General features: G+C 63.7%; 25 protein-coding genes and 1 tRNA gene. 11 read left to right on the top strand and 15 right to left on the bottom strand.

Features of this window, described 5'->3' with window-relative positions:
• Positions 1-17 precede the first annotated feature (17 nt).
• The 3 genes from rsgA to ACFVSI_RS07420 form a co-directional block, all read right to left on the bottom strand.
• Positions 18-1,187, bottom strand: coding sequence for a ribosome small subunit-dependent GTPase A (gene rsgA, locus ACFVSI_RS07410; protein WP_387821460.1), 1,170 nt, complete (start codon positions 1,185-1,187; stop codon positions 18-20).
• 199 nt (positions 1,188-1,386) lie between these two features.
• Entirely contained in the window at positions 1,387-1,848 is a 462-nt protein-coding gene (locus ACFVSI_RS07415; protein ID WP_387821463.1) for an NUDIX hydrolase, read from the bottom strand.
• A gap of 30 nt (positions 1,849-1,878) precedes the next feature.
• Positions 1,879-3,675: a beta-galactosidase family protein gene (locus ACFVSI_RS07420; RefSeq protein ID WP_387821466.1), complete on the bottom strand. Its 1,797-nt coding sequence runs from the start codon at positions 3,673-3,675 to the stop codon at positions 1,879-1,881.
• Between the two features lie 49 nt (positions 3,676-3,724).
• Between ACFVSI_RS07420 and ACFVSI_RS07425 the strand changes: the two genes are divergently transcribed.
• A complete protein-coding gene (locus tag ACFVSI_RS07425) occupies positions 3,725-4,753 on the top strand; it encodes a pirin family protein (RefSeq protein ID WP_387821469.1) in 1,029 nt (342 codons plus the stop codon).
• A gap of 63 nt (positions 4,754-4,816) precedes the next feature.
• On the opposite strand, the gene ACFVSI_RS07430 is transcribed toward ACFVSI_RS07425, so the two are convergent.
• Positions 4,817-5,752, bottom strand: a complete 936-nt coding sequence (locus tag ACFVSI_RS07430) for an N-acetylglucosamine kinase (protein ID WP_387821471.1) — start codon at positions 5,750-5,752, stop codon at positions 4,817-4,819.
• A 41-nt stretch (positions 5,753-5,793) separates the two neighbouring features.
• On the opposite strand from ACFVSI_RS07430, the gene ACFVSI_RS07435 reads away from it, so the two are divergent.
• A complete protein-coding gene (locus ACFVSI_RS07435; RefSeq protein ID WP_387821474.1) occupies positions 5,794-6,840 on the top strand; it encodes a nitronate monooxygenase in 1,047 nt (348 codons plus the stop codon).
• Here ACFVSI_RS07435 and ACFVSI_RS07440 read toward each other — a convergent pair.
• On the bottom strand, positions 6,815-7,789 hold the full coding sequence (locus ACFVSI_RS07440) for a LysR substrate-binding domain-containing protein (RefSeq protein WP_387821477.1): 975 nt from the start codon (positions 7,787-7,789) through the stop codon (positions 6,815-6,817). The genes ACFVSI_RS07435 and ACFVSI_RS07440 overlap by 26 nt on opposite strands.
• Before the next feature lie 107 nt (positions 7,790-7,896).
• Here ACFVSI_RS07440 and ACFVSI_RS07445 point away from each other — a divergent pair, with 107 nt between their 5' ends.
• Genes ACFVSI_RS07445 through ACFVSI_RS07455 form a run of 3 tightly spaced genes read left to right on the top strand, consistent with a single transcriptional unit; the run spans position 7,897 to position 10,351 of the window.
• Positions 7,897-9,117, top strand: coding sequence for an MFS transporter (locus tag ACFVSI_RS07445; RefSeq protein ID WP_387821726.1), 1,221 nt, complete (start codon positions 7,897-7,899; stop codon positions 9,115-9,117).
• Positions 9,118-9,148: 31 nt separating this feature from the next.
• Entirely contained in the window at positions 9,149-9,790 is a 642-nt protein-coding gene (locus tag ACFVSI_RS07450; RefSeq protein WP_387821479.1) for a TMEM175 family protein, read from the top strand.
• Between the two features lie 54 nt (positions 9,791-9,844).
• Positions 9,845-10,351: an Lrp/AsnC family transcriptional regulator gene (locus ACFVSI_RS07455; protein ID WP_387821482.1), complete on the top strand. Its 507-nt coding sequence runs from the start codon at positions 9,845-9,847 to the stop codon at positions 10,349-10,351.
• A gap of 21 nt (positions 10,352-10,372) precedes the next feature.
• Here the strand turns inward: ACFVSI_RS07455 and ACFVSI_RS07460 are convergent, their stop codons facing one another.
• Positions 10,373-11,608 (bottom strand): MFS transporter, encoded by a 1,236-nt coding sequence (locus ACFVSI_RS07460; RefSeq protein WP_387821729.1) that lies wholly within the window; start codon positions 11,606-11,608, stop codon positions 10,373-10,375.
• Positions 11,609-11,780: 172 nt separating this feature from the next.
• Here ACFVSI_RS07460 and ACFVSI_RS07465 point away from each other — a divergent pair, with 172 nt between their 5' ends.
• From ACFVSI_RS07465 to zapE, 4 genes are read left to right on the top strand one after another with little or no spacing between them, the layout of a single operon-like run.
• Positions 11,781-12,293 carry an Lrp/AsnC family transcriptional regulator gene (locus ACFVSI_RS07465; RefSeq protein WP_387821485.1) on the top strand — a complete coding sequence of 171 codons (513 nt, stop codon included), beginning with the start codon at positions 11,781-11,783 and terminating at the stop codon, positions 12,291-12,293.
• Between the two features lie 19 nt (positions 12,294-12,312).
• Complete coding sequence (locus ACFVSI_RS07470; protein WP_387821488.1) at positions 12,313-12,738, top strand: DUF1761 domain-containing protein; 426 nt, start codon at positions 12,313-12,315, stop codon at positions 12,736-12,738.
• A gap of 10 nt (positions 12,739-12,748) precedes the next feature.
• Complete coding sequence (corA, locus tag ACFVSI_RS07475; protein WP_387821491.1) at positions 12,749-13,744, top strand: magnesium/cobalt transporter CorA; 996 nt, start codon at positions 12,749-12,751, stop codon at positions 13,742-13,744.
• Positions 13,741-14,892, top strand: coding sequence for a cell division protein ZapE (gene zapE, locus ACFVSI_RS07480; RefSeq protein WP_387821494.1), 1,152 nt, complete (start codon positions 13,741-13,743; stop codon positions 14,890-14,892). The genes corA and zapE overlap by 4 nt, the downstream gene beginning before the upstream one ends.
• Before the next feature lie 42 nt (positions 14,893-14,934).
• Here zapE and ACFVSI_RS07485 read toward each other — a convergent pair whose 3' ends face one another.
• Genes ACFVSI_RS07485 through ACFVSI_RS07510 form a run of 6 tightly spaced genes read right to left on the bottom strand, consistent with a single transcriptional unit; the run spans position 14,935 to position 19,131 of the window.
• The gene (locus tag ACFVSI_RS07485; protein WP_144659557.1) at positions 14,935-15,465 is read right to left on the bottom strand and encodes a ferritin; all 531 of its coding nucleotides are present in this window, start codon (positions 15,463-15,465) and stop codon (positions 14,935-14,937) included.
• Between the two features lie 54 nt (positions 15,466-15,519).
• Positions 15,520-15,891, bottom strand: coding sequence for a fluoride efflux transporter CrcB (gene crcB, locus ACFVSI_RS07490; protein WP_387821498.1), 372 nt, complete (start codon positions 15,889-15,891; stop codon positions 15,520-15,522).
• On the bottom strand, positions 15,888-16,331 hold the full coding sequence (locus ACFVSI_RS07495; RefSeq protein ID WP_387821501.1) for a fluoride efflux transporter FluC: 444 nt from the start codon (positions 16,329-16,331) through the stop codon (positions 15,888-15,890). Before ACFVSI_RS07495 ends, crcB begins: the two co-directional genes overlap by 4 nt.
• On the bottom strand, positions 16,318-16,842 hold the full coding sequence (locus ACFVSI_RS07500; protein ID WP_387821504.1) for a universal stress protein: 525 nt from the start codon (positions 16,840-16,842) through the stop codon (positions 16,318-16,320). Before ACFVSI_RS07500 ends, ACFVSI_RS07495 begins: the two co-directional genes overlap by 14 nt.
• Positions 16,843-16,881: 39 nt before the next feature.
• A complete protein-coding gene (locus tag ACFVSI_RS07505) occupies positions 16,882-18,594 on the bottom strand; it encodes an ABC1 kinase family protein (RefSeq protein ID WP_387821507.1) in 1,713 nt (570 codons plus the stop codon).
• A 3-nt stretch (positions 18,595-18,597) separates the two neighbouring features.
• Complete coding sequence (locus ACFVSI_RS07510) at positions 18,598-19,131, bottom strand: PadR family transcriptional regulator (RefSeq protein WP_260842340.1); 534 nt, start codon at positions 19,129-19,131, stop codon at positions 18,598-18,600.
• Positions 19,132-19,343: 212 nt separating this feature from the next.
• Between ACFVSI_RS07510 and ACFVSI_RS07515 the strand changes: the two genes are divergently transcribed.
• Positions 19,344-19,988: a DedA family protein gene (locus ACFVSI_RS07515; protein WP_387821731.1), complete on the top strand. Its 645-nt coding sequence runs from the start codon at positions 19,344-19,346 to the stop codon at positions 19,986-19,988.
• Here ACFVSI_RS07515 and ACFVSI_RS07520 read toward each other — a convergent pair.
• On the bottom strand, positions 19,971-21,368 hold the full coding sequence (locus tag ACFVSI_RS07520) for an MFS transporter (protein ID WP_387821734.1): 1,398 nt from the start codon (positions 21,366-21,368) through the stop codon (positions 19,971-19,973). The genes ACFVSI_RS07515 and ACFVSI_RS07520 overlap by 18 nt on opposite strands.
• Positions 21,369-21,579: 211 nt before the next feature.
• Here ACFVSI_RS07520 and ACFVSI_RS07525 point away from each other — a divergent pair, with 211 nt between their 5' ends.
• Entirely contained in the window at positions 21,580-22,470 is an 891-nt protein-coding gene (locus ACFVSI_RS07525) for a helix-turn-helix transcriptional regulator (RefSeq protein WP_387821511.1), read from the top strand.
• A gap of 10 nt (positions 22,471-22,480) precedes the next feature.
• Here the strand turns inward: ACFVSI_RS07525 and ACFVSI_RS07530 are convergent, their stop codons facing one another.
• Entirely contained in the window at positions 22,481-22,720 is a 240-nt protein-coding gene (locus ACFVSI_RS07530) for a DUF3806 domain-containing protein (protein ID WP_387821514.1), read from the bottom strand.
• Positions 22,721-22,733: 13 nt separating this feature from the next.
• Positions 22,734-22,806, bottom strand: a tRNA-Ala gene (locus ACFVSI_RS07535).
• Between the last annotated feature and the right edge of the window lie 17 nt (positions 22,807-22,823).

The raw sequence follows: 22,823 nt of genomic DNA on the forward strand, positions 1-22,823 counted from the left end.
AATCAATCGGCAATGTTTCATCGTTTCCGGCGCTTCCCTCCCCTGCCCGACCGCTCTGCGGCCTGGTCATGTTTGTAACGCTCGACGGCGCGCTGGCCCCTGTCCGCCGACATCACCTTCTGGTGCCACTCGCGCTGGTAGGCGCGGCGGGCCGCAGCGTCGTGCTTCCGGTTGAGTGCAGCCAGTTCGCGTTGCAGCTTAAGGTAGCTGGCCCAACGCCGCGGTTCCAGGGTCTCCTCGGCGAGCGCCTGTTGCACGGCGCAGCCCGGTTCCGCCTGGTGGGCACAGTCGGCGAAACGGCATTGGCCGAAGAGCTCCTCGAGGTCGCCGAACATCTCTTCCATCCCGTCTTCCGCATCGAAGAGCCCAAATCCGCGGACCCCGGGCGTGTCCATCAGCACGGCTCCACCAGGAAGGGGCACCAACTCCCTTGACGTGGTGGTGTGCTTGCCTTTGCCGTCCCCGGCGCGAACCGCACCCGTTTGCTGGACATCGTGGCCTGCGAGCGCGTTGATGAGTGTCGATTTGCCGGCTCCGGAAGGGCCAAGAAGTACCAGCGTGGCGCCGTCGGGAACGTGCCGCATAAGTTCGTCGAGTCCATCTCCGTGTTCGGCCGAGGTGGTGACCACCTCCACGCCGGCGGCTTGCTTGATCACTTCTCCTACAACGTCATCGGCCACGTAGGCCAGGTCGGCTTTGGTGATGACCACCAACGGAGTAGCCCCCGAATCCCATGCAGCCACGAGGGTCCGCTCCAGCCGGTTGTGGGTCAGGGGGCGGTCCACGGGGACTACGACGGCGACGATATCGATGTTGCTGCCAAGGATCTGCTCCTCGGACGAGGCTTCGAAGGCACGCTTGCGGCTTAGCGCCGAATAGCGGGGCAGGACGTCGACGACGGCGGGTTCGCCGGCGCTGTTGTGGCCGAGCCACACCCAGTCACCTGTTGCCGGAACCTGTCCTTGGGCAGGGTAGGGCAGATGCAGCAGTCCATCGGCGCAAGCCACCAGTACCCGGTTGCGGTCCAGTCGGACCACCCTGCCTGGAGTCGCGTTGTCCTGGTTGGCGGGAGGCCTATTGGCGCCGAAGAGTTCTGCTGTTTTGTCGGTGAAACCATACTCCGCAGGTCCGCGAAGTTGCATGGTGGTGCTGGATGAAGGGTCGCTTGATGAAGCGTAAATATTCAATGGGATGCCTCTGCTGAGGCCCGGTTGCCTGCTACTGGCAGGCGGATGCCGGGACAGGGTGGGTGGTGTGATGACGGTGCGCTGCCGTGTGCGGGGCGCGCGAGGTTTCGGCAATCATCAGAATCCACCCCCTTAGGCATCCAGGCCGGCAAGGTCCGCCGGCAACGATGCCCAGCCTAGCCAACCGTCGGCAGCTTGGCTACCCCTGGGTGCTGGGCTTTCCGTCTGCCGGCCGCTCACGGTGAAGGCGCAATGCCGTATCAACCAAGGACACCCGGTTGAGCTTGTCGACGTCGCCCAAGGGGACCCAGGCAGCATGCGTGGTGGTTCCATCCACTTCGTATGTCAGTTCGCCGCCCACCACAGTAGCCTCGTACACGATACGAAGGGCCTGGAAGTCACGCACGGACCCATCCGGCCGCTTCTCCCCCCGCCAGTGTCCGACGTCGACGCCCAACATCCCATCGACCCTGGCCTCATAGCCGGTTTCTTCCATGACCTCCCGTTTGCACCCGTCCACGGGGTGTTCGCCGAAGTCCAGGCCGCCGCCGGGAAGTGTCCAGCCTTCCTTGTCGTCCTGTTTCCAGTAGGCCAGCAGGATCCGCCCTTCCTTGACGATGACGGCGTAGGCAGCGGGACGGGTATCGAACTGGGGACTCATCGTGCCAGCATAATTCCCTTGCAGTGATCCCTACGGCAGTTCGGCAGCTGCGATGGGCCCGGCCTCTTCCGGACCCAGGTCCGGTTCTTCACGGAGCTCGACGACGGTACCGGGCTTGAGCAGCTCCAGCACCTTGATGTGGTTGCGGCCGGCTTTCAACAACGGTGCCGGTGCGTAGAGCGTCACCTGCGGGCCCTTGTCCCAGTACCGTCCCAGCAGGAAGCCATTGAGCCACACGAAGCCCTTCCCGCAGCCGGGCAGGGCAATGTACGTATCGGCCGGCTCGCCCAGCTCAAAATCGGCCCCGGCAAGCTCTTCCAGCTCTTCGGCCGCCCATTCGGTCAGGGCCACCGGAGTCTGTGTCCAGTGGAAGGTGTAGCGCTGGTTGATGAGGACGCCGCCCAGGATCCCCTTGCCGTGTCCGGTCAAGGGCCCGTAGTTGATGCGGCCAAGGTTTTCCACCAGAATCTCGAGCTTGGCCGGAACTCCTGTGCCTGTGACCAGCAATCCCTCGGCTCCTGTGACGTCATCGAGCACCCCTGCAAATTCGCCGTCCACCCAGAGGTACGCACGGTCATTCAGACCGGCAACCTTCACCCGGCTTTCAGTCGGAGCATCAGCGCGGCCGGGCAGGATGGCGTCGGCCGAGTAGAGGACCATACCGGCGTCGAGGCCCAATTGTTCGAAACTGAGGGGCATGACACTGCTGACGGGCTTGCCGGCTTTGCGGACAAGCTCCAGCAGCTCCGAGCCCGCGCTCAGCGGCAGCGACTGTGCCGGAACAACGGAAGGGGCTGCCAGCAATTCGACCGGGAGCTCTGGGGCGTCTTCGATGCCCTGTGCCCGGAGAAATTCCTCCCGGAACGCATGGAACTTCGGCGTCAGGGCACCGTTCTCAGCAATGGGAGCATCGGAGTCGTAACTGGTGACCGTTGGCTGGAGTTGGCTGCCATCATGGTTGCTGCCGGATCCGAGGCCGAAGTTGGTTCCGCCGTGCGCCATGTACACACAGACCGAGCCGCCAAGGTCCAGCATCTTGCGGGCTTCCATAGCCGCATCCGCGGCCTCGCGGCGGTGGTGGTGTTCGCCCCAATGGTCGAACCAGCCACCCCAGAACTCGACGTTGAAGAACGGCTCGTCCGGCCGGCGTCGCTTCCATGTCTCCACCGCTTCGTCGCCGCGGCTTCCCAACGTCGCCGTCGCCCAGGTGCCGTCCACGGAGCCGCCGTCGAGGAAGTAGTCCGTGCCGCCGTCGGCCGTGAACAGCAGCTCGGTGATACCGCGCTCTTCCAGCGCCCGCCGGTTCCAGCGGATGTATTCGTGGTCATCGCCGTAGCTGCCGTACTCGTTCTCGATCTGCACGGCCACCACAGGGCCACCGGCGGAGGCCTGCCGTGAAGCGATGATGGGCAGCAGGTGGTCGAACCAGTCTTCGATGGCGGACGTGAAAACAGGGTCCATGCAGCGCAGTCCAATGCCTGGAATACCAGTCAGCCACGAGGGGAAACCGCCGTTGTCCCACTCGGCGCAAATGTACGGCCCGGGGCGAACGATGACGTCCAGCCCTTCCTCTGCCGCGAGGTCGATGAAGTGTCCCACGTCCCGCCAGCCGCTGAAGTCCGGCGCTTCATCGCGCTTGGGCTGGTGGAAGTTCCAGGCAACGTAGGTGTCAACGGTATTGGCCCCCATGGCCTTGAGCCGACGCAACCTGTCCCGCCACAGTTCGGGGTGGACCCGGAAGTAGTGGATGGCTCCAGCGAGGATGCGATACGGTTCACCCGAACGGTAAAGGACGGCGTCGTGGTAGCTCAAAAGGGCGTTGTTCACACGGAACAGATTAGCTCAATTTCCAACATTTATGCACAGGTGATGACACATGACCAATCTTGATACTTCCCCCGCACAGGAAGTCTGCCCCGCGGCCACCGAAGGCCAAGGTCCTTGTGTCCAGCTGTGGCCTGAGCGCGAAGTTCCGCTGGGCGGCGTCCGCGCCATGAACGTGATGAGGACACTGCCGCAGCGAGGACTCCCCACCGTCGGAGCGTGGTGTTTCCTGGACAGCTTCGGACCGGACCGCGTGGCGATGAGCGTCCTCCCCCATCCGCACTGCGGGCTGCAAACAGTCACGTGGCCGATGGAAGGCGCGGTCCGGCACCGTGACAGCGTGGGCAGCGATGTTGTTGTGCGGCCCGGCGAGCTGAACATCATGACTGCCGGCAACGGTATCTCCCACTCGGAGTTCTCCGTCCTTCCCGCCGCCGCAGACGGGTCAAGCCCACTGGTGGGGGAACTGCCGGTGTCGCGGGGACTCCAGCTCTGGGTTGCCCTACCGGATGCGCACCGCCACCGTGCGCCGTCGTTCGAGCAGATCCGGGACCTGCCCGTGGCTGTTGGTGAAGGCTTCACCGCCACGGTCATGGTGGGAGAGTTTGCCGGCCAACGCTCCCCGGCCACCATGTTCAGCCCGATCGTGGGCGCCGACATCGTGGGATCGGGCCGCTTGGAGCTTCCGTTGCGCCCGGACTTTGAGCACGCTGTGCTGGTCCTGGATGGGCACCTCGTTATTGACGGCCAGGACGTTGAGGCCGGGCCGCTGGCCTACCTCGGCGCGGGACGGACAAGCCTCGCCGTGGAAGCCCGGCCCGATACACGGTTCATGCTGCTCGGCGGTGAGCCCTTCGGCGAAGACCTCCTCATGTGGTGGAACTTCGTCGGGCGGACCCATGAGGAAGTGGAGCAGGCCCGCGAAGAATGGGAAGCGGAAGGACTGCTCGACGACGACGCTGCCGCACGCTCACGCTTCGGTTTCGTCCACGGACACGGACCCGACGCCGGCCCGGAAGCCGGACGCATCCCGGCTCCCCCGCTGCCCGGCGTCAAGCTCCGCCCCCGCACCCGCGGCTGAGTTTTTGTACAGCTAACGCGCCTAAAGGGGCTTCTTAAGGTCATTAGGCGTACAAAAACTCGATCAGGGGGTTTGCTCAGCCACCAGTCGGGGAACGCCGAACACGGGATCCTGCTGGAGGATTCGGACATCCACAATGCCGGCCTCGGCCAGGGCAGCCTTGAACGCGTCCTGCAGACGGGGAACGTTCATGCCCAATCCGCTCCCCAGGATCACCGGACCGTTCAAACCCAGCTGGCGGACGGCCTGGCCGGCAAGTTCGGCCAGGTCACGGCCGGCCTGCACCACCAAAGCCTGGCTGACGTGGTCGCCGGCATCCGCTGCCTCGACCACCAGCCGGGCTTGCTGGGCCCAATAACGGCGTCCGGTGTCGGGTGAATGGAAGAGCGCGATGAGCTTGCCCGGCTCATCCACGCCACAGGATTCGAGCAGGTCACGGCTCAGCCGGTCAGGTTCCAGGCCTTGGTTCATCCGCCGCAAGCTATGGCGCACGGCTTCCCTCCCCAGCCAATAACCACTTCCTTCATCCCCCAGGAGGTAGCCCCAGCCACCCGCCCGGGCTTCCTCGCCGGCGTCGTTCTTTCCCCACGCTGCCGAACCCGTACCGGCGATGACGGCCACGCCCGTGCTCGCTCCCCCTGCGGCAAGCAGCAGCCGGGAATCGTGCACCACCGTGATTCGCGCGCCCGGCACATGGGGTGCGATCAGGTCGGCGAGCGCCTGGGCGTCCTGCTCCGTATCAATGCCGCCGGCACCGGCGTACACCTGGTCGATGACCCCGCCGCCAATTTTTCCGAACAGCTCAGCCAGGTTCGCCGCTGCCTGCTCCTTGGTGACATTCTGGACGTTGGAGCTGCCGGCCGTTTCGTCCCGTACGGGCTCGCCGTCGTGGAACCTCACGCCGCGCGTCTTGGTCCCGCCGATGTCGAGCCCAATGACGGTGCCGCTCGCGGCCGGGGCGGAGGCAGGGGAATGCTGGGCGGAGTCACGATTGTTCACCGTGAAAGACTAGCTTGGAGCGTCCGGAGGAGGAACCGACCATGCCTGAATCCCTGTTTGGCACCCCATTTGTTGCGGCCCCCATGGCGGGCGGAACATCTACGCCGTCATTGGTCCAGGCGGTGCATGAGGCCGGCGGTTTGGGCTTCCTGGCTGCCGGCTACAAGACTCCCGAGGCCATGACGGCGGAAATCTCCGTCGCCAGGGCACTGGGGATCAGGTTCGGCATGAACGTCTTCGTTCCGGACCGCGATGCCCTCTCACCAGGACCCGAAGCGCGGTCCCGGTTGGCGGCCTACCGGGCCGAACTGGAGCCGGAAGCTGCCCGCTACGGTGTTTCCGTTCCTCCCCTTCGACTGGATGACGACGACGCGTGGCAGCAAAAGATCGACGCCCTCGTCAACGATCCCGTGGAAGTGGTCAGTTTCGCCTTCGGCCTCCCCGGACCCGCGGTAGTCAAGTCCCTGCGGAAGGCCGGAACCGTGGTCATCACCAGTGTCACCAGCGTTCAGGAGGCCTTGGCGGCCGCAGAAGAAGGGCCTGACGCTTTGGTCGTCCAGCACGACTCCGCAGGGGCACACAGCACGGCGTTCCTGGCGGACAGCCCGGGAACGGCGGCCAGTCCAACGACGGCCAGTACGACGGCGGAGCTGGTCACCCAGGTGCGCTCCGCCGTCGGCCTTCCGCTGATAGCAGCCGGCGCGGTCGTGGACGGCACCGCGCTGCGCGGCGTCTTGGCTGCAGGAGCAGTAGCCGCCCAGATCGGTACGGCATTGCTCCGCACCGAAGAAAGCGGTGCCCGGCAGACTCACAAGGACGCCTTGGGAGACCCGGCGTTCACCAGCACCGCCATAACCCGCGCCTTCACCGGGCGTGCGGCACGTTCCTTGGTCAATGACTTCGTGCGCAACCATCAGGACGCACCCGAAGGCTACCCCGCCATCCACCACCTCACGGCCCCGATCCGCGCTGCAGCATCGGCGGCAGGCGACCCGCATCGCCTCAACCTGTGGGCCGGAACGGGCTGGCGGCAGGCACGGACGGGGTCGGCGCGGGACGTGGTCAGGGAGTTCCTGAGCGGGCTCTGACGAGTTCGGCCAGCAGATCCCCGCCGTCGGTCACCACCAGTTCCCGGAACAAACGGACGGCTTCGGGCTCAAAATTCCGCTCCCGCCAGGCAATGCCAATCTGGCGGAATGCCAGGTCCGATTCGATAGGCACCTCGACGAGCCCAAGTTCGGCCTCGGGCAGGAACTGGCCCGTCCCTGAGCCCGGCCCGGCGGGAGGCAGGATGCTGAATCCCAAACCGGCGGAGACCAGTCCGCGTGCCGACGTGGACTCCTGGACCTCGAAGGCAATGCGTGGCCGGAAGCCGGCTTCGCGGAGCAGCGCCTCCCCCAACGCCCGTAGCCCGACTCCTGACGGGAGTGTCACATAGGGATCATGCCGCAGCTCCGAAAGGTGCACACTGGGCCGGGCGGCCAAGGGGTGCCGGTAATGCAGTACCGCCCGGAGAGGCTCGCGGTACAGGGGGTGGGAGCGGATCCCCCGTCCCTCCGGCGCTATTGGGGCCGTGAGCGCGAAATCCATCTCCCCGCTCGCCAACTGCTGCAGGCAATCATCGCGAGGCCCCTGCCACAGCTCGAAGGCCGTGTGGGGATGCCGTCCACGGAAGGCGCTGATCAGCAGAGGAAGGGTTGCTTCGCCGAAGGTGTGCTGGAACGACACACCGATCCGGCCCCGAACAACATCGGATTCGTGGCGCACGCGGTCCAGCCCGGCTTGGAAGTCCTCCAGCGCTGCGTCGATGTACGGAAGCAACGCCTTGGCAGCGGCGGTGAGCCGGATGCCGCGACCGTCACGGACCAAGAGGTCCATGCCCACGATGGCGCTGGCCCGGGCTACTGCCCTGCTGACTGTGGATTGCGGGACCCCGAGTATCTCCGCCGTTTCGGTCATGTGCTCCGTGCGCCCCAGCTCGGCCAGTACCGGCAGCAGTGGGAGCAGTTGGACGAGTTGCTGGTGATCCGGTTCCACGACATCCCTCCCGATGAGCCCGACTTATGCAATGCTGCATCAATTCTATGTAATCCATGCATTGGAAAGGGTAGTTGCCGTCGTCTTACTGTTGGCCGGTGAACAACATGACCGTCGAGCCGCAAACCGATAGTTGGCAGGGCCATGCCAAAGGGACGCGTGGCTATAGCCGCGTGCTGGCGGCCTTGGCGCTTGCCGGCGTCGCGACCTTCGCCCAGCTCTACTCGACGCAGGCCGTGCTGCCGCTCATGGCTGCCGATCTGCACATCACCGCGGCGGAGGCCGCGCTCAGCATTTCGCTCGCCACGGTAGGACTCGCCGTCACGGTACTGCCATGGTCCTTTGTTGCCGACAGGATCGGCAGGGTCCGGGCCATGGCGATCGGCATTGCCGCCGCAACGCTGCTGGGGTTGCTGGTTCCGCTGGCTCCAACGGTTCCCGTCCTCTTGGGGCTCCGCACGCTTGAGGGCATGGCCCTGGGCGGCATTCCCGCCATCGCCATTGCCTACCTCAATGAAGAAGTCGCCAAAATCCACACCGCGCTGGCGGCAGGAAGCTACGTCGCCGGTACAACACTGGGGGGTCTAGCCGGCCGCTTGGTAGCCGGCCCTGTGGGAGAAGTCTGGGGCTGGCGGACAGCGGCCCTCGCCGTCTCCCTGCTCGCCACCATATCCGCGGTCCTGTTCCTGGTGCTTGTTCCCAAACAACGGCGCTTTACGCCCTCTCCGGCCACGGGATTCCGAGGCGCTATCCGCACCTTGGGCGGACATGCCGGCAATCCTAAACTCGTTTCGCTCTACCTGCAGGCGTTCCTGCTCATGGGTGGCTTCGTGGCGGTCTATAACTATCTGGGCTTCCGGTTGCACGCCGAGCCCTTTGCCCTTCCCGCCACGGTAGTCAGCCTCATTTTCCTGGCCTACCTTTCAGGCACCGTGAGCTCCCGATGGGCGGCAGGTCTCACCACCAGGTTTGGACGGCGGAACGTTCTGGTGGCGGGCATCGTCATTTTGTCGGCGGGGCTGGCCTTGACCCTGATGGAGAACCTCGCCGCCATATTGGTCGGGCTGGTCATCTTCACGGGTGGCTTCTTCGCCGCCCACAGCGTAGGTTCCGGCTGGACGGGTGCCATCGCCACCACCGGCCGGGCACAGGCGGCATCGCTGTACAACCTGTCCTATTACCTTGGCTCCAGTGTTATTGGCTGGGCCGGCGGCCTCGCCTTCCAAGGATTCGGTTGGACTGCTTTAGTGCTCGGCGTCATCGCCCTCTCATGCACGACGGCGGCAGTCACCTTGGTGGTTCACCGCACCCCGCGCCCGTCCCCCTGATTCCCGGCCGGTCTGGTCCTACAATCGAGGCATGACACAGCTCGCGAGCTCACGGGACCTGTCGTCGCCGGAACGTTTGCAGGCGTTTACCGATGCCGTGGTGGCGATTGCCTTGACCCTGCTGATCCTGCCCCTCATGGAGAGCGTTGGGGAGTTGGCGGACCATAACGGAACCACGGCCCAATGGCTTGTGGAGGAGCAGTACGCGCTGTTGGGTTTTGCCCTCAGCTTCATCCTGATTGCCGTGTTCTGGACGCACCACCACCGCTTGTTCCGCCAGGTGCGGCAGGTCGATTCGGGTTTGCTGTGGCTGACCGTCGCCTGGATGTTCTTCATCGTGGTGATGCCTGTGGCAACGTCGCTCTCCACCCAGATGGATGCCGACTGGGCCCAGCCGCTGGTGTACATCGGAACGTTGTTCGCAACCAGTTTGATGCTCCTCCTGGCGCGCATCTATCTCAGGGCACATCCCGCGCTCCACACCATGGACCCGGAGGAGATGCGCTCCGGAATCCGCGCCGGGACGATTGTGGCCGGCCTTTTCCTCGCTGCGCTTCTTTTGGCCCTTGTTATTCCGTCCGCGGGAAACCTGCCCCTGCTGCTCATGTTGCTCAGCGAGCCGCTCCAGCGACTGGACCGGCGCAGGGAGCCCAGCAAACCCGCAAAACGATAGGCACCTGAAGAATTCACCGATTAGGATAGGTGAAAGGCAATTTCAGGAGGATCCGTGAGCACCCCCACGAAGAATGTTCGGTCAAGCACGGGCAACGCAGAGCCGTTGGACGCCATCGATGAGCGGATCCTCGCAGCCTTGGTGGACGACGCCCGCATTTCCAACAAGCAGTTGGCCGAACTCGTGGGCATCGCCCCATCGACGGCCCTGATGCGCACACGCGCCCTGTCCGAGCGCGGCATCATTGAAGGCTTCGAAGCCGTACTGAGCCTGCCGGCCATTGGACGCTCGGTTCAAGCATTGATCGCCGTCCGCCTCCGGGCCCACGACCGCGACCAGATCGATCGCTTCACCGCCCGCGTGCCCAAGCTTCCGGCCGTCATTTCAACGTTCCACACCACTGGCTCCGTCGACTACCTGCTGCACATCGCCGTCGCCAATACGGACGACCTCCGCAACTGGCTCCTGGACAACCTCGCCACCGACCCTGTGGTCGGCCACACCGAAACCACCATGGTGTTCCAACACATTCCCGGCAACCGGGGACCCCTGCCCGAGTGACCTGCAGACGGACTGAGCCCGTCAGTCCCGCAGGGCATTCGTCAGCGACACAGCGGCCAGTGCCAGCGCCGCCGCACCGCAGAGGACGGTGAAACCCACGACGGCGGCCTGCAGGCCCCACGCCGTAACAGCGACTCCCAGCCCAATCACCGGAACGGCGCTGCCGAGGTACGTGATGACGTACACCGTGCTGATCACCTGCGCATGACGGGCAGCCTCCACTTTTCCGGCGACCTCATTGAACACCTGCCTGAAGGCGATGCCTTGGCCCATGCCGGCGGTGATGCTCGCCGCGACCAGCAGCCAAGGACTCGACCACGCAGCTGCAGCTCCCACCATGACCACGGAGACGCCCAGCACTGCCAGAGCCACGGGCACCGTAAAACGCCCACGGACGCCCAGCAATTGGCTGAGCGCTGAAGCGCCCAGGGTGACTCCGGCCAGTAGACCGATCAGCGGCCGGGAGTCCGCGTGGACCACCGTGGCGAAGTAGCCCGGTGCCAGTGACAAACAGAACCCGAAGACCGCGAAGCTCAGGAATCCGGTGGCAGCCGCCATCCAGAAAGCGCCCCTGGCGTTACGGGAGATCGACGGCTTCCGCGGAGCCAGGACCCTGTGGGCCCGGGGACCGTCCGCAGGAGCGATCGCGGGCCTGGCCTTGAGCAGCCACAGCGGAACAAGTGCCGCCAACAGCACTGCCGAATGTAGGTAGTAGGGCGTACGTGTGGGCTCCGGAAAGAGCGACAAAATCCCTCCGATGGCAGGACCTGCGGCCACGCCGCCAGCAGAGGACAGCAGGGTGAAACGGGAAGCCCAGTCGGGGCGTTGGGGCAGCAACTCCCGAAGGGCTGCAGAACTGGCTCCGGTAGCGAGTCCCACCGCGACCCCTTGAAGGGCCCTGCCTGCGGACAACGACAACAGCGAATCGGCATTGGCGAAGATCACCCCACCCACCAGGCCCACCAGGACTGCGAGCACCAATGCAGCCCGGCGCCCGATGTGGTCCGACCAGTGGCCCGCGAGCATGAGCACCGCCACCAAGGCCAGGACGTAGCTGGAAAAGGCCACAGTCACATCAAGCGATGACAAGCCGATCCTGGCTTGCAGCAATGGGTAGAGCGGTGTGGCCAGGTTTGCGCCAACCAGCAATGTAAAGATCACAACCCCTGCCAGGACCAGCCTGGCGGTGGTGGAGGCATCCCATCCCCAGCGTCCGGCGGTAGCCGGGCGCATGCGGAGTTCGCTCAAGACAGTCATTTCCATGCCCTCGGACTCGGTGGCCTGCAATGGATTCCTTGTGGGAGTTACTGCCCGGCCAAGTATTTATGGCAATAGAATGCAGGAGCGCTGACCCTTCCAAGCGTCGGAAGGTGCAAAGATTGATCAAAATACTCAAAGAGGCAACCGCCGAGTGATCCGGAGTGACCATTTGAACACCCTCGACCCCCTGGACCTGAAGATCCTCCTCGAACTCATCAAGGACCCCCGCATTCAGATAGCTGAACTCAGTGAAGGACTCGGCATTGCCCGCAATACCGCCCAAAGCCGCCTGAAGCGCCTGCTCCGCACCGGCGTCCTGCAGGCCGCCGGACGTGAGGTGGACCTCGAAAAGGTGGGGTACGACGTCGTCGCTTTCGTAACGATCGAGGTCACCCACCGCGAACTCGACGGCGTCATTGGCGCCTTGCGCCTCATCCCCCAGGTCCTCGAAGTGCACGAGATTTCCGGCCGCGGAGATCTGTGGTGCCGTGTGGTGGCCACCGACACCCACAACCTGCAGTCCGCACTACGCTCGGTCCTGCGCACCAAAGGGGTGATCCGGACCGAAACAGTGCTGGCCCTTCACACGCATATCCCGTACCGCACGGAACCGCTCATAGGACGGATGGCCGCAGCCACAACACGCAGCAGAAACGAGCAGAGCCCGGGGGCAGAGGCCTGAGGAAACTAGGATCGTAGGCATGGATTGGCTTTCACACATTTCCCAGATCAACTGGCTCGCCGTTCTCCTGGCCTTCGTTTCAAGCATGGTGATCGGCTTCGTCTGGTACATGCCGGCCGTTCTTGGACGCCGGTGGATGGAGGCGATCGGCAAAACCGAGGACGATCTCAAGAACATTGAAGGCGGGGCAGGAATCTGGGTGCCCATGATGCTCGCAGCCGCAGTGACCAGCATCCTCCTTGCCATCCTCATCAGCGCACTGGACCTGAACACCTTCTGGGCGGGTGGCTTGTTTGCCCTCATTGTTGCGGTGGTCTTCCGCGCCGGGGGCCACGTGATCCACAACGGCTTTGCTGGCCGCCCGTCGTCCGTGACAGTGATCGATTCGGGCCACGACATCGCGGCAATGACTGTTGCGGGCGTCATCATCGGAGCCATGCAGTAGCGTTCACCTTGTGACCATTATCGACAACGCCGTTTACGTGGACGGCGTCCGCACAGCCACCCCGCGCAGCCTCGAGCAAACCTTCGAGACCCTGGCCCAACACGGTGGCATGGCCTGGATCGGCCTCTATCGCCCCACCCAGGAAGAGATGGCTGCGGTAGCCCGGGAGTTCGGCCTGCACAGGCTTGCTGTAGAGGATGCCGTCTCTGCTCATCAGCGGCCCAAGATTGAACGCTATGACAGCAGCTTGTTCACGGTCCTGCGGCCGGCGAGGTACCTGGACGACACGGAATCCGTGGAGTTCGGCGAGCTGCACATCTTCACCGGCTCCAACTTCGTGGTGACCATCCGCCATGCTGAAACCGGCGGCGTCGCCCGTGTCCGCCACAGGTTGGAAGCCAGGCCGGACCTGTTGTGCCACGGCCCCGAAGCGGTCCTGTACGCTCTCCTGGACCAGGTAGTGGATGACTACGCACCGGTGGTTGCGGGCCTGGAAAACGACATCGACGAGATCGAAGACCAGCTCTTCAGCGGCGACAGCGCCGTGTCCCGGAGGATCTACGAACTCGCCCGCGAAGTCATCCAGTTCCAGCGCGCCATCCAGCCGCTGCCGGACATCATGTCCTTGCTGGAGAAAGGCTTTGAGAAGTATGGCGTGGACATTGAACTGCAGCGCTCCCTCCGCGACGTCGAAGATCACGTGCAGCGGGTCATTTCGCGGGTGAACTCCTTCCGGGACCTGCTCCAGAACGCCCTGACCCTGGATGGCACACTGACGGCCAACCGGCAAAACGAGGCCAGCGCCGCCCAAAACGAGCAGGTCAAGAAGATCTCCTCCTGGGCGGCCATCCTCTTCGCGCCATCGTTCGTGGCCGGCGTCTACGGGATGAACTTCGACTACATGCCCGAGCTCCACTGGACCTTCGGCTACCCTATGGCCATTGGCCTCATGGTGGGCGCGGCAATGCTCATGTACCTCATCTTCAAACGCAAAGGGTGGCTGTGACGCCCCTTGTGAGGCCGGCTCCGCGCGCTGCGCGGGACACCGCCAAGAGGCTGCTGGAGGAGATAGCCCTCGACGCCGGACGCTCGGGCTTTGCGCTTGAAGAAAGCCAGCGGCAAGCAGCCGGGCGGCTGGCGGCTTTGGGCGCGGAGGTGACGGTCCGGCGTCGTACTCTTTCCCGGAAAGCGCCACGAAGCCTCTACCTCCACGGCCCGGTGGGACGCGGCAAGACGTGGTTGATGGACAGCTTCTTTGACCACTTGAACGCGCGAAAACGGCGGGTCCACTTCCACGACTTCTTCCGCAAGCTCCATGCTGGAACCCATGAATCCAGTGCTGGCAGCTCAACGGCCATTCAGCACTCGGTGGACGCCCTCCTTGATGGCATCGATCTGCTCTGCTTTGACGAGTTCCACGTCCATGATGTTGGTGACGGCATGTTCATTGCCCGTCTCCTCCGCACCGCGGCGGAGCGCCGTATCCCTTTGGCGGTCACCTCGAACTACGCACCGGATGATCTCCTGCCGAATCCGCTCTGGCACGACCATTTCCTGCCCACCATTGCCGCCATTAAGGAAATGATGGACGTTGTGAAGATTGATGGTTCCTCGGACTTCCGGCGCTTCCCCGCAACCGGGTCAAACGGTCCCCTTGGCTTCGAATCCTTCCGGGCGGGGCAGATCATCACACCTGGGACGCCCCGCCAACTGGGAAGGCTCGGCCTGTTCACCCCATCCGCGTCGCAAAGCCGGGTGCTCACGCCCACCACCCAACCGATCGTCCTCAAGAACTCCGATCCTGATGTTCTTTGGGTGGGATTCGAGGAATTGTGTGGCGGGCTGACCTCCACGTCCGATTATCTGGTCCTGGCGGAAACATTCACCACCTGGGTGATCGACGACGTCCCTTCGCCGGCGGAGGCGGACGCAGCATCAGCCCCGGCCTGGCAGCGCTTCAGCAACGTGGTGGATGTGTTGCACGATCTGGACATCACGCTGTTCCTCATAGGCCGCGGGCCCCTGGACTGGGACATCAAGGCCGAGGGCAACGGCCTGCCCGTGGACCTCGCCCGCATCGCAAGCCGCTTGTCCTTGCTCGGCCGTTCCCACCCCGAGGATGACGGGGCACGTGAAGAGGCCGCCGGAAGCTGAGCCTCCGGCGGCCTCAAGACTGCGTGTTGTGCTTTGGTTCCTTTACAAGGCTCCCCCGGCAGCAGAGGGCGCACCGGCGTCGTGGCCGCCATCGCCCACGGCTTCGCGGGCCACGTAGTTTTCAATGTCGAAGAGGTTCTCGGCACGCTCGGTGATGTTGAGCAACGTGGTCATCGATGCCACTTCTTCGACCTGCTCCTTCAGGAACCACAGCATGAACTGCTCGCCCAGGGCATCGCCTTCGGCACGGGCAGCGCGGAACATCTCCTCGATGTTCCGGGTAACTTCCTTTTCCTGCTCCAAGGCCAAAGCGATGGGTTCCTTGGCGTTGCTGAAGTTGTTGCGCACAGGGGCAATGCCCGGAATTTCCACGTGGACATTACGGTCCAGCATGTACTGGACCATCATCATGGCGTGGTTGCGTTCCTCCAGGGATTGGCGGTAGAAGTGCCGGGCAAGCTGCGGCAAGTCTTCACCGTCAAAGTACACCGCCACGGCGATGTACTGCTGGGAGGCTGCAAACTCGTTGGCAACCTGGGCGGACAACAGTTCATTGAAGGTCTTGTTAGCCATGGCTCGATCCTACAACCGCGCAACTTCGCCCCGCTGGGTGAAATTCTGCCCGGTTTACGGCAAGAGGAAACTGCCGCCCACACCTGCCGCCGCGGCCACGACACTGGCGACCATTGACCCTAAACCGTTGAGGAGGGCAAGTCCGGTCCTGCCACTTTGAACGAGGCGGATCGTTTCCAGGCTGGCCGTGCTGAAGGTGGTGTAGCCGCCCAGGAAGCCGGTGCCCAGGACCAAGTACAAGGACTCGGGTGTTTCACCGCGCATCATCAGCCCTGCGAGGAATCCGAGTACCAGTGAGCCCGAAACGTTGATAACGATGGTGGCCCATGGCAGGGCGGTCTTCACCTTTGCGCGGATGAGGCCGTCCACCAGGAACCTGGCAGCGGCACCCACTCCCCCGGCCAAGCCAAGAAGCAGGACCGTCACGCTCCGGCTCCTGTTCTCAGCCGATGATGCCAGGCGCCGAGCCAGATTCCGGTGGTCGTGGCTGCGGCCCCACCCAGGAGACTGGCGGCCAAGTAACCAGCAGCGGCAGGGACGGCGCCGGCGCCCAGCAAGTGGACCGCATCCACCGCAAGGGTGCTGTAGGTGGTGTAGGCGCCCAGGAACCCCGTACCCAAGGCGAGCCGAACGACCCGGCGACGTCCGACGTCGGGCCCTCTGCGGGCGAGTCCCTCAAGAAGGGCGCCAAGCGCCAAAGCCCCTGACAAGTTGATGATCAAAGTGGGCAGGGGCCAGGATCCGGGCGCAGGGATCACCAGTCCCAGGCCATAGCGTGCGAGCGCCCCCAACACCCCTCCGCCGGCAACGATGCCCATGAATCCCCAGTGCAGGTGGACGGGACGTTTGGACTTAGTCGTCGTCATGGTCCTCCGGAACCCGCGGGTTCACGGGTATCACCAGCACGGGGCGGGCCTGTCGGTGCAACAAATGGCGGGCGACGGAACCGGCTGTCAAGTCCTTGAGAGTCGCCGTCAGGCTGTGCTCGCGCGTGCCCACCACGATCATGGACGCCCCGAGGTCCTCCGCCTCTCGGGCGAGGGCCTTCGCCGGTTCTCCTGCCAGTGGAATGATTGACCACTGGATTTCTGTCCCAGAGAGTTGTCCGGCGATGGTCTTCTTCAACGCGTCAACGGCGTCGGGAGCATCGCCTTCCAGACCGTCGGGATCAATCGGAGCCGCAGGACCGCCGGTGGTACCGTCCACCGGATACACGGTGACATCGACGTAGCCGAACACCAGGGGAAGGTTCGCGCTGACGGCTACGCGGGCCGCCTGCTCCACCACCACCGGATGCTGTCCAGGCATGACGCCCACCAGGACAGGTCCGTCCATACCAGCGGACAACTCACGACGGCGGGCAGGAGTCTCAGTCACAGGGCAAGTCTACGGCGCGGCAGGTCAGCTGTTGTTTCGTCAGCGGTTGTGTCGGCGCCCCGTCACAGCGGCGATAAGCAAGGGGACCACCGAGGACACCATCAGCACATTACCCAGCACCACGTCCCCTCCCCGGACCACTGATCCGGCAATCAACAACCCACCGAACATCAGGGCAGCGACACCTGCGCGTGCCAACCGGATCAGCCGCGCCACCTGGCGCTCCAACCGGCGGTTGGACACCTGCAGGGAGCCGTCTTCAACGCGGGTGATCAGTCCGTCCAGCCGTTTGGGCAGACGGAAGGCCAGCGTAGCGGCGTCGACAGCCTGGGAGGCGATGTCATTGACCAGGTTGCCGCGTTCATCGCGCAACAGTTGGGCCGCATAGGGCTCCACCGAATCCCACAGGTTGAAGCGTGAGTCCAAGGAACTGCAAACACCCGACGTCAGGGACATCGCGCGGATGATCAGCAGGAAGTTCTCCGGCAGTTGGAAAGGGAGTGAGCGGATGACGCTTCCGAATTCGGTCCCGAAATCGCGAAACTCCCGTGGGTCCACATCACGAAGTTCCGCGAAGCCCATACCGCCAAAGCGGGCGAACAACTGCGTCATGGCGCGTTCGAGCTCCCTGGTGTCAGCCGAGGGCATCAGCACTCCGACATAACTGATCGCAGCCACCAACCCCTTGCCGTCGCGGGAAGCGGCAGCGATCAGAAGCTTGCGAAGCCCGGCACGCGTCTTCGCAGGAACCTCGCCCATCATGCCGAAATCAATAAAGGTCAGCTTCCAGGGATGCTCTGCGTTGCCTCCGTTGGGGGTCACGAATATGTTGCCCGGATGGGGATCGGCGTGGAAGAAGCCATTGGTGAAGAGCTGATCAAACATCACGGACGCGAAGACGGGTGCGACGGCTGAGGGGTCAATGCCGGCAAACCGCAGAGCCCCGGCGTCGGTGATCTTGATGGCTGTCACGTCCTCGAGGGTGAGTACCCGACGCGTCGTTCTCTCCCACACCACTGCGGGCACAGTCACCCTGGCATCATGGGCGAAGTCCGCGGCAAAGCGTTCTGAGTTGGCCGCCTCATTCAGGTAGTCGATCTCCTCCAGGCTGGTTTGGGCAAACTCCTTGATGAGCGCCGGGACGTCGGCGCGGTCGGATATGATGCGGATCCGACTAAGCCATCCACCCACTTTTCGCAGCGCCGCCAGGTCGATATCGACGATGGTGTGGATACCGGGCCGCTGGACCTTGAAGACCACACTGCTCAGCCCTGTGTCCTCGGCGTTGCCGGGGAGGAGCTTGGCCCTGTGCGCTTGCCCGAGGGAAGCGGCCGCGATGGGCGTCTGCTCAATCGAGGCGAACACCGATTCCAGAGGTGCCCCCAGTTCAGCCTCGGCAAGTTGGCGAATGGCCGGGAACGGCACCGGTGGCACCTCGTCCTGGAGCCCCTCCAGTTCGGCGGTGATCTCCGGAGGCAGGACATCCAGACGCGACGACATGAACTGGCCTACCTTGATCATGAGGCCGCCAAGTTCCACCGCAAGTTGATGGAAGCGTTGGGCGAAGCGCGTCATTCTCCGGGCACGATTGCGTTCAGTCAGCCGGCGCAGGCCCAACCGAGGCAGGAAAAGCTCGAACCACCATGTCACCGCAAGATGCCAGGCGGCGAAGCGGAGGATGCGACGGTAGCGGGCACTTGCACTCACTCCGCCCGCCACATCTCCTGCCTGATCACGTCGACCTGACCCCACCCCTCAGTCCTGCGCGAGGATCGAGTACAGCCGGCGGCGTGCTTCTTCAAGCACCGTCACCGCTTCCCGAACCTGTTGCGGTGTGCCTGTCCGGCCCACTTGTGCTGCAGCCTGGGCAAGTTCCATCCCGGCTTTGGGCAGTGCGGCAAAACCCGGGCCCGAGGAGGCACCCTCTGAGCTCCAGGGGGCGGACGTCCCCGAACCGGCAACGTCCTCCCGGCCTGCTTCAGTCAAGGAATAGATCTTGCGTCCGCTGGATTCCTCCGAAGTGACAAAACCCTCGTCCGAGAGGAGCTGAAGGGTGGGGTAGACCGAACCTGCACTTGGTTTCCAGTTGCCACCGCTGCGCTCTTCGATTTCCCGGATGATCTGATAACCATGCATCGGCCGTTCGGCCAGCAGGGCCAGAATTGCCGTCCTTAGCTCACCCCGGCCGGCCCGCCCTCCGGAGCGCTTCTCGAATCTCGACCGGAACTCCTCCACGGCCTGCCACATTCCGTCGAAGTTGTTTCCCATAAAGCCGCTTGAATTGTGCATTGAGCCCACCTCATGACATCGCGAACGATACTGAACGATATAGCTAACGATATACTCCGGGGGCACACCAAAACAATGGAAACCAGCTCGCTGGATCGTACGAACGGTGGTTACTCCACCCGATTGGAAGGGGCCGCTTTGCCCGATGGGACACATGGCAATAGCGTTGACCATGGCGGAGACGATGAAAGGGCGACGGGTTGATCAGCGTACTGCGAGCCCCAGGTTCGATCGAAAACTTGACCGGAATAGTGGGCGTCTCAGCTCAAGTGATTGACGCCTTGGGTGAGTGGGGCGTCGGCCTGATGACGTTCCTTGAGACGGTCTTTCCGCCGATCCCCAGCGAGGTGATACTCCCCCTCGCAGGCTTCCTGGCCCAGCAGGGCAGCATGAGCATCATTTTGGTCTTCGTCACCAGCACACTTGGCGCTTACGCGGGGGCATTGTTCCTGTACTGGCTGGGCTACAAGGTCGGCTTGGAACGGGCGATTACTTTGCTCTCGAAACTGCCCCTGGTGGACAGGGAGGACTTCGAAAAAGCGTCCGCGTGGTTTGAACGCCACGGCAAATCCGCCATCTTCTTTGGCAGACTCCTGCCTGGCGTGAGAAGTCTCATCTCCCTGCCCGCGGGTGCCGAACGGATGAACCTCCTGACGTTCTCCATTTTCACTATCGCCGGTGCCGGCCTGTGGAATGCCTTGCTGATCGGCCTGGGCTCCTTGTTGGGCACTCAGTATCACTTGATCGATCAGTACTCCCGATTCCTCAATTACGCGGTGTACGCAGCACTGGCGGTGTTTCTGGGTTGGCTAATTCTCCGGAGTGTCAGGCGCCGGAAGTCAGCGGAACGCCGGTAGCACGGACGACGGTTTCCGCAGAAACACGGCAACCAACAGAGCCGTTACCAAGCACAGGCCTGCGTTGACCCAGATGGCAGTGGTCACCCCGCCGAGCACGGCCGGGGCAGCATGGTTGCCGATGGCCACAATCCTCGCAGTAAAAATGGCGCTCATCACCGGTATGCCCAGGGTGATTCCGATTTGCTGGCTCATGGTTGCCAGCCCAGTGGCCAACCCCTGCTCGGTATCCGTCACCCCGGACGTCGCAGTGACCATAAAGCCCACGATGACCACTAGGTTCGCCACTCCGCCGATGAAGGTCGCCACCAGCAGCAGCCAAATGGAGGCAGGGTTGGAGCTCAGAAGCACCAGCGCGCCGGTGGCAACGGCTTGAACGATGAAAGCATAAACGATCGCCTTCTTGTTCCCGAGCCTGCCGATGACCTTGGGGCCAAGGACTCCGCCAAGGACCGTGCCAAGACCCAGCACAGCAAAGGCCAGACCGGCGCCGAGCGGGGTGTAGCCGAGGACCTGCTGCAAGTACAGGGTCAGGAGGAAAACCAAGGACGTCTCGGTGACGAAGGCCAGGATGCCCGCCGTGTTCCCCCACGCCACAGTGGACCGCTTCAGGATGTCCAACGGTACCAGCGGCGATGCGGCCCGACGCTCGACGGCGACGAAAGCGATAAAAAGCACGACGGCGGCCCCAAGGGAACCCAGCGTCAGCGGATCGCTCCATGAGTGCTCGGCCGCGTTCGTGAGGCCGAAGACCAACGCGAGGAGACCCAGCGTGACCGTGATGGCGCCCGGCACATCCAAGCGCAGCCTGGTAGCCGGCTTGCTTTCGGACAGGACCATAGGGCCAATAATCAGCACCGCGAGGGCTACGGGGATGTTGATGAGGAATGCCCAGCGCCAACTGAGCAGATCGGTCAGCAGCCCGCCAAGAATGGCACCCGTAGTGAATCCAGCAGCCATGAGGGAACCGTTAAGGCCCAGCGCCTTATCCCTCAACGAACCTTCCGGGAACGAGGCAAGGAGGAGTGCCAGGGCTGCAGGGACCACCATGGCAGTGGCGATGCCCTGGCCCACACGGGCGATGAGCAGCACCGCCGGGACCGTGGCCAAGCCACCGGCCAGTGAGGCCACGCCAAGCAGGGCCATGCCGAGGAGGAACATACGGCGGCGGCCTGCTATATCGGCGGCACGCCCGAACAGCAGAGTCAGACCGGCGGCGCATAAGGCGAACGCCGTCGCGATCCATTGGAGGTTCTCCAAGCCGAAGCCGACGTCGGCACCTATGACCGGGAGTGCGACGTTGAGGATGGAGAAGTCAACGGCCAGGGTGAAACTGGCCGCAAGCAAGACGACGAGCGCAAGCCTTTGCCGGCCCGTCATCCGCCCAGGCGGAGCGGCTGCACTTGAGGGTCGATCTTCGGCTTCTGCCGCAACGTGCGAGGTCATAGGAGTCCTTCCGGTAGGTGGGCTGCAATCTGGCAGCACCTGGAAACTCCACTGTCACTGAACCCCGGTGACTCAACCACACCCCCTCGTGCCTACCCCTGACAGGGACAGGACAGCACCCAGGAAGACCGGCAGAATGGGGTTCATGAGCAACTACAGCGAACTTGGGGAGTTCCTTCGCGTCCGAAGGGCTGCTTTGCAGCCGGAGGATGTCGGCCTCATCAACTACGGAATCCGCCGCGTTCCCGGGCTCCGCCGGGAAGAACTGGCGATGCTTGCCGGGGTGAGCAATACCTACTACACGCGCTTGGAACAGGGCCAGAGCACCAACGCTTCCGAGGCCGTTATTGACGCCATCGCCAGAGCACTCAATCTGAACAGCGACGAGCGTGCGCATCTGTTCAACCTGGCCCGGCCGTCAGCGATCAAGCGGCGTCCATCGGCCCGGCCGGACAAAGCCAGGTCCGGCACGTTGCGACTCATCCAGTCCATGCCCAACACTCCGGCTGTCGTCATGGGCCGTCGCAGTGAAGTGCTGGCCTGGAACCGGCTCGGTCACCGCTTGGTTGCCGGGCATCTGGATCTCGAAGCACCCTCCCGGCCCGCGACGAGGCCGAACATGACGCGAATGCTGTTTCTGGACCCCCACACCCGTGAGTTGTATACCCGGTGGCGTGAGGAAGCCGCCCGGGCTGTATCGTCACTGCGCTTGCTCGCCGGGCGCTCAACCGAAGACCCTGAACTGGCCTCCCTTGTTGGTGAGCTGACCATGAACAGTGAAGAGTTTGCGAAACTGTGGGCCCGGCATCCGGTCGAAAACTGCATGTCGGGACTGAAGCACATGCATCACCCCGAGGTTGGCGACCTCGAGCTCCATTTCGAAGTCCTCGGCCCGCCGGACGAATCAGGTCACCGGATTCTTATGTACTCAGCCGATCCGGGATCACCCGCAGCTGAGGCGCTTCAACTGCTGGCATCCGCACAGCCAGTCGCCAATCTTGAGGCGGACCGCCCCTTGGGATCCAAGCCCCGTTAGTCCGCGGGGTTCAGCTGAGCCGGCCCAACTGCTTGTACACCGCGGAGGCCATTACAGGAATGAAATCGCCGTCCTCGCCCCGCACCCAACGCTTTTGCACGGCCTTCAGGGGGTAGACCAGCGTGTTGTTTTGCTGGGCATGAAGCGCCAACTCCCGCCCGAGGGAGTCCTCGGCAATCACCCAACGCATCGGCGTGTTCCGCGCCAACAGCTCACCATAGGCGACACCAGCGGCACCAGGGTGAGGCAACTGAACAAAAGTGTGGAGCTAAGGAGATTCGAACTCCTGACCTCTTCGATGCGAACGAAGCGCTCTACCAACTGAGCTATAGCCCCCGGACCAGGCATCTCCG

The sequence above is a fragment of the Paenarthrobacter sp. NPDC057981 genome (assembly GCF_042886835.1).
Lineage (GTDB): Bacteria > Actinomycetota > Actinomycetes > Actinomycetales > Micrococcaceae > Arthrobacter.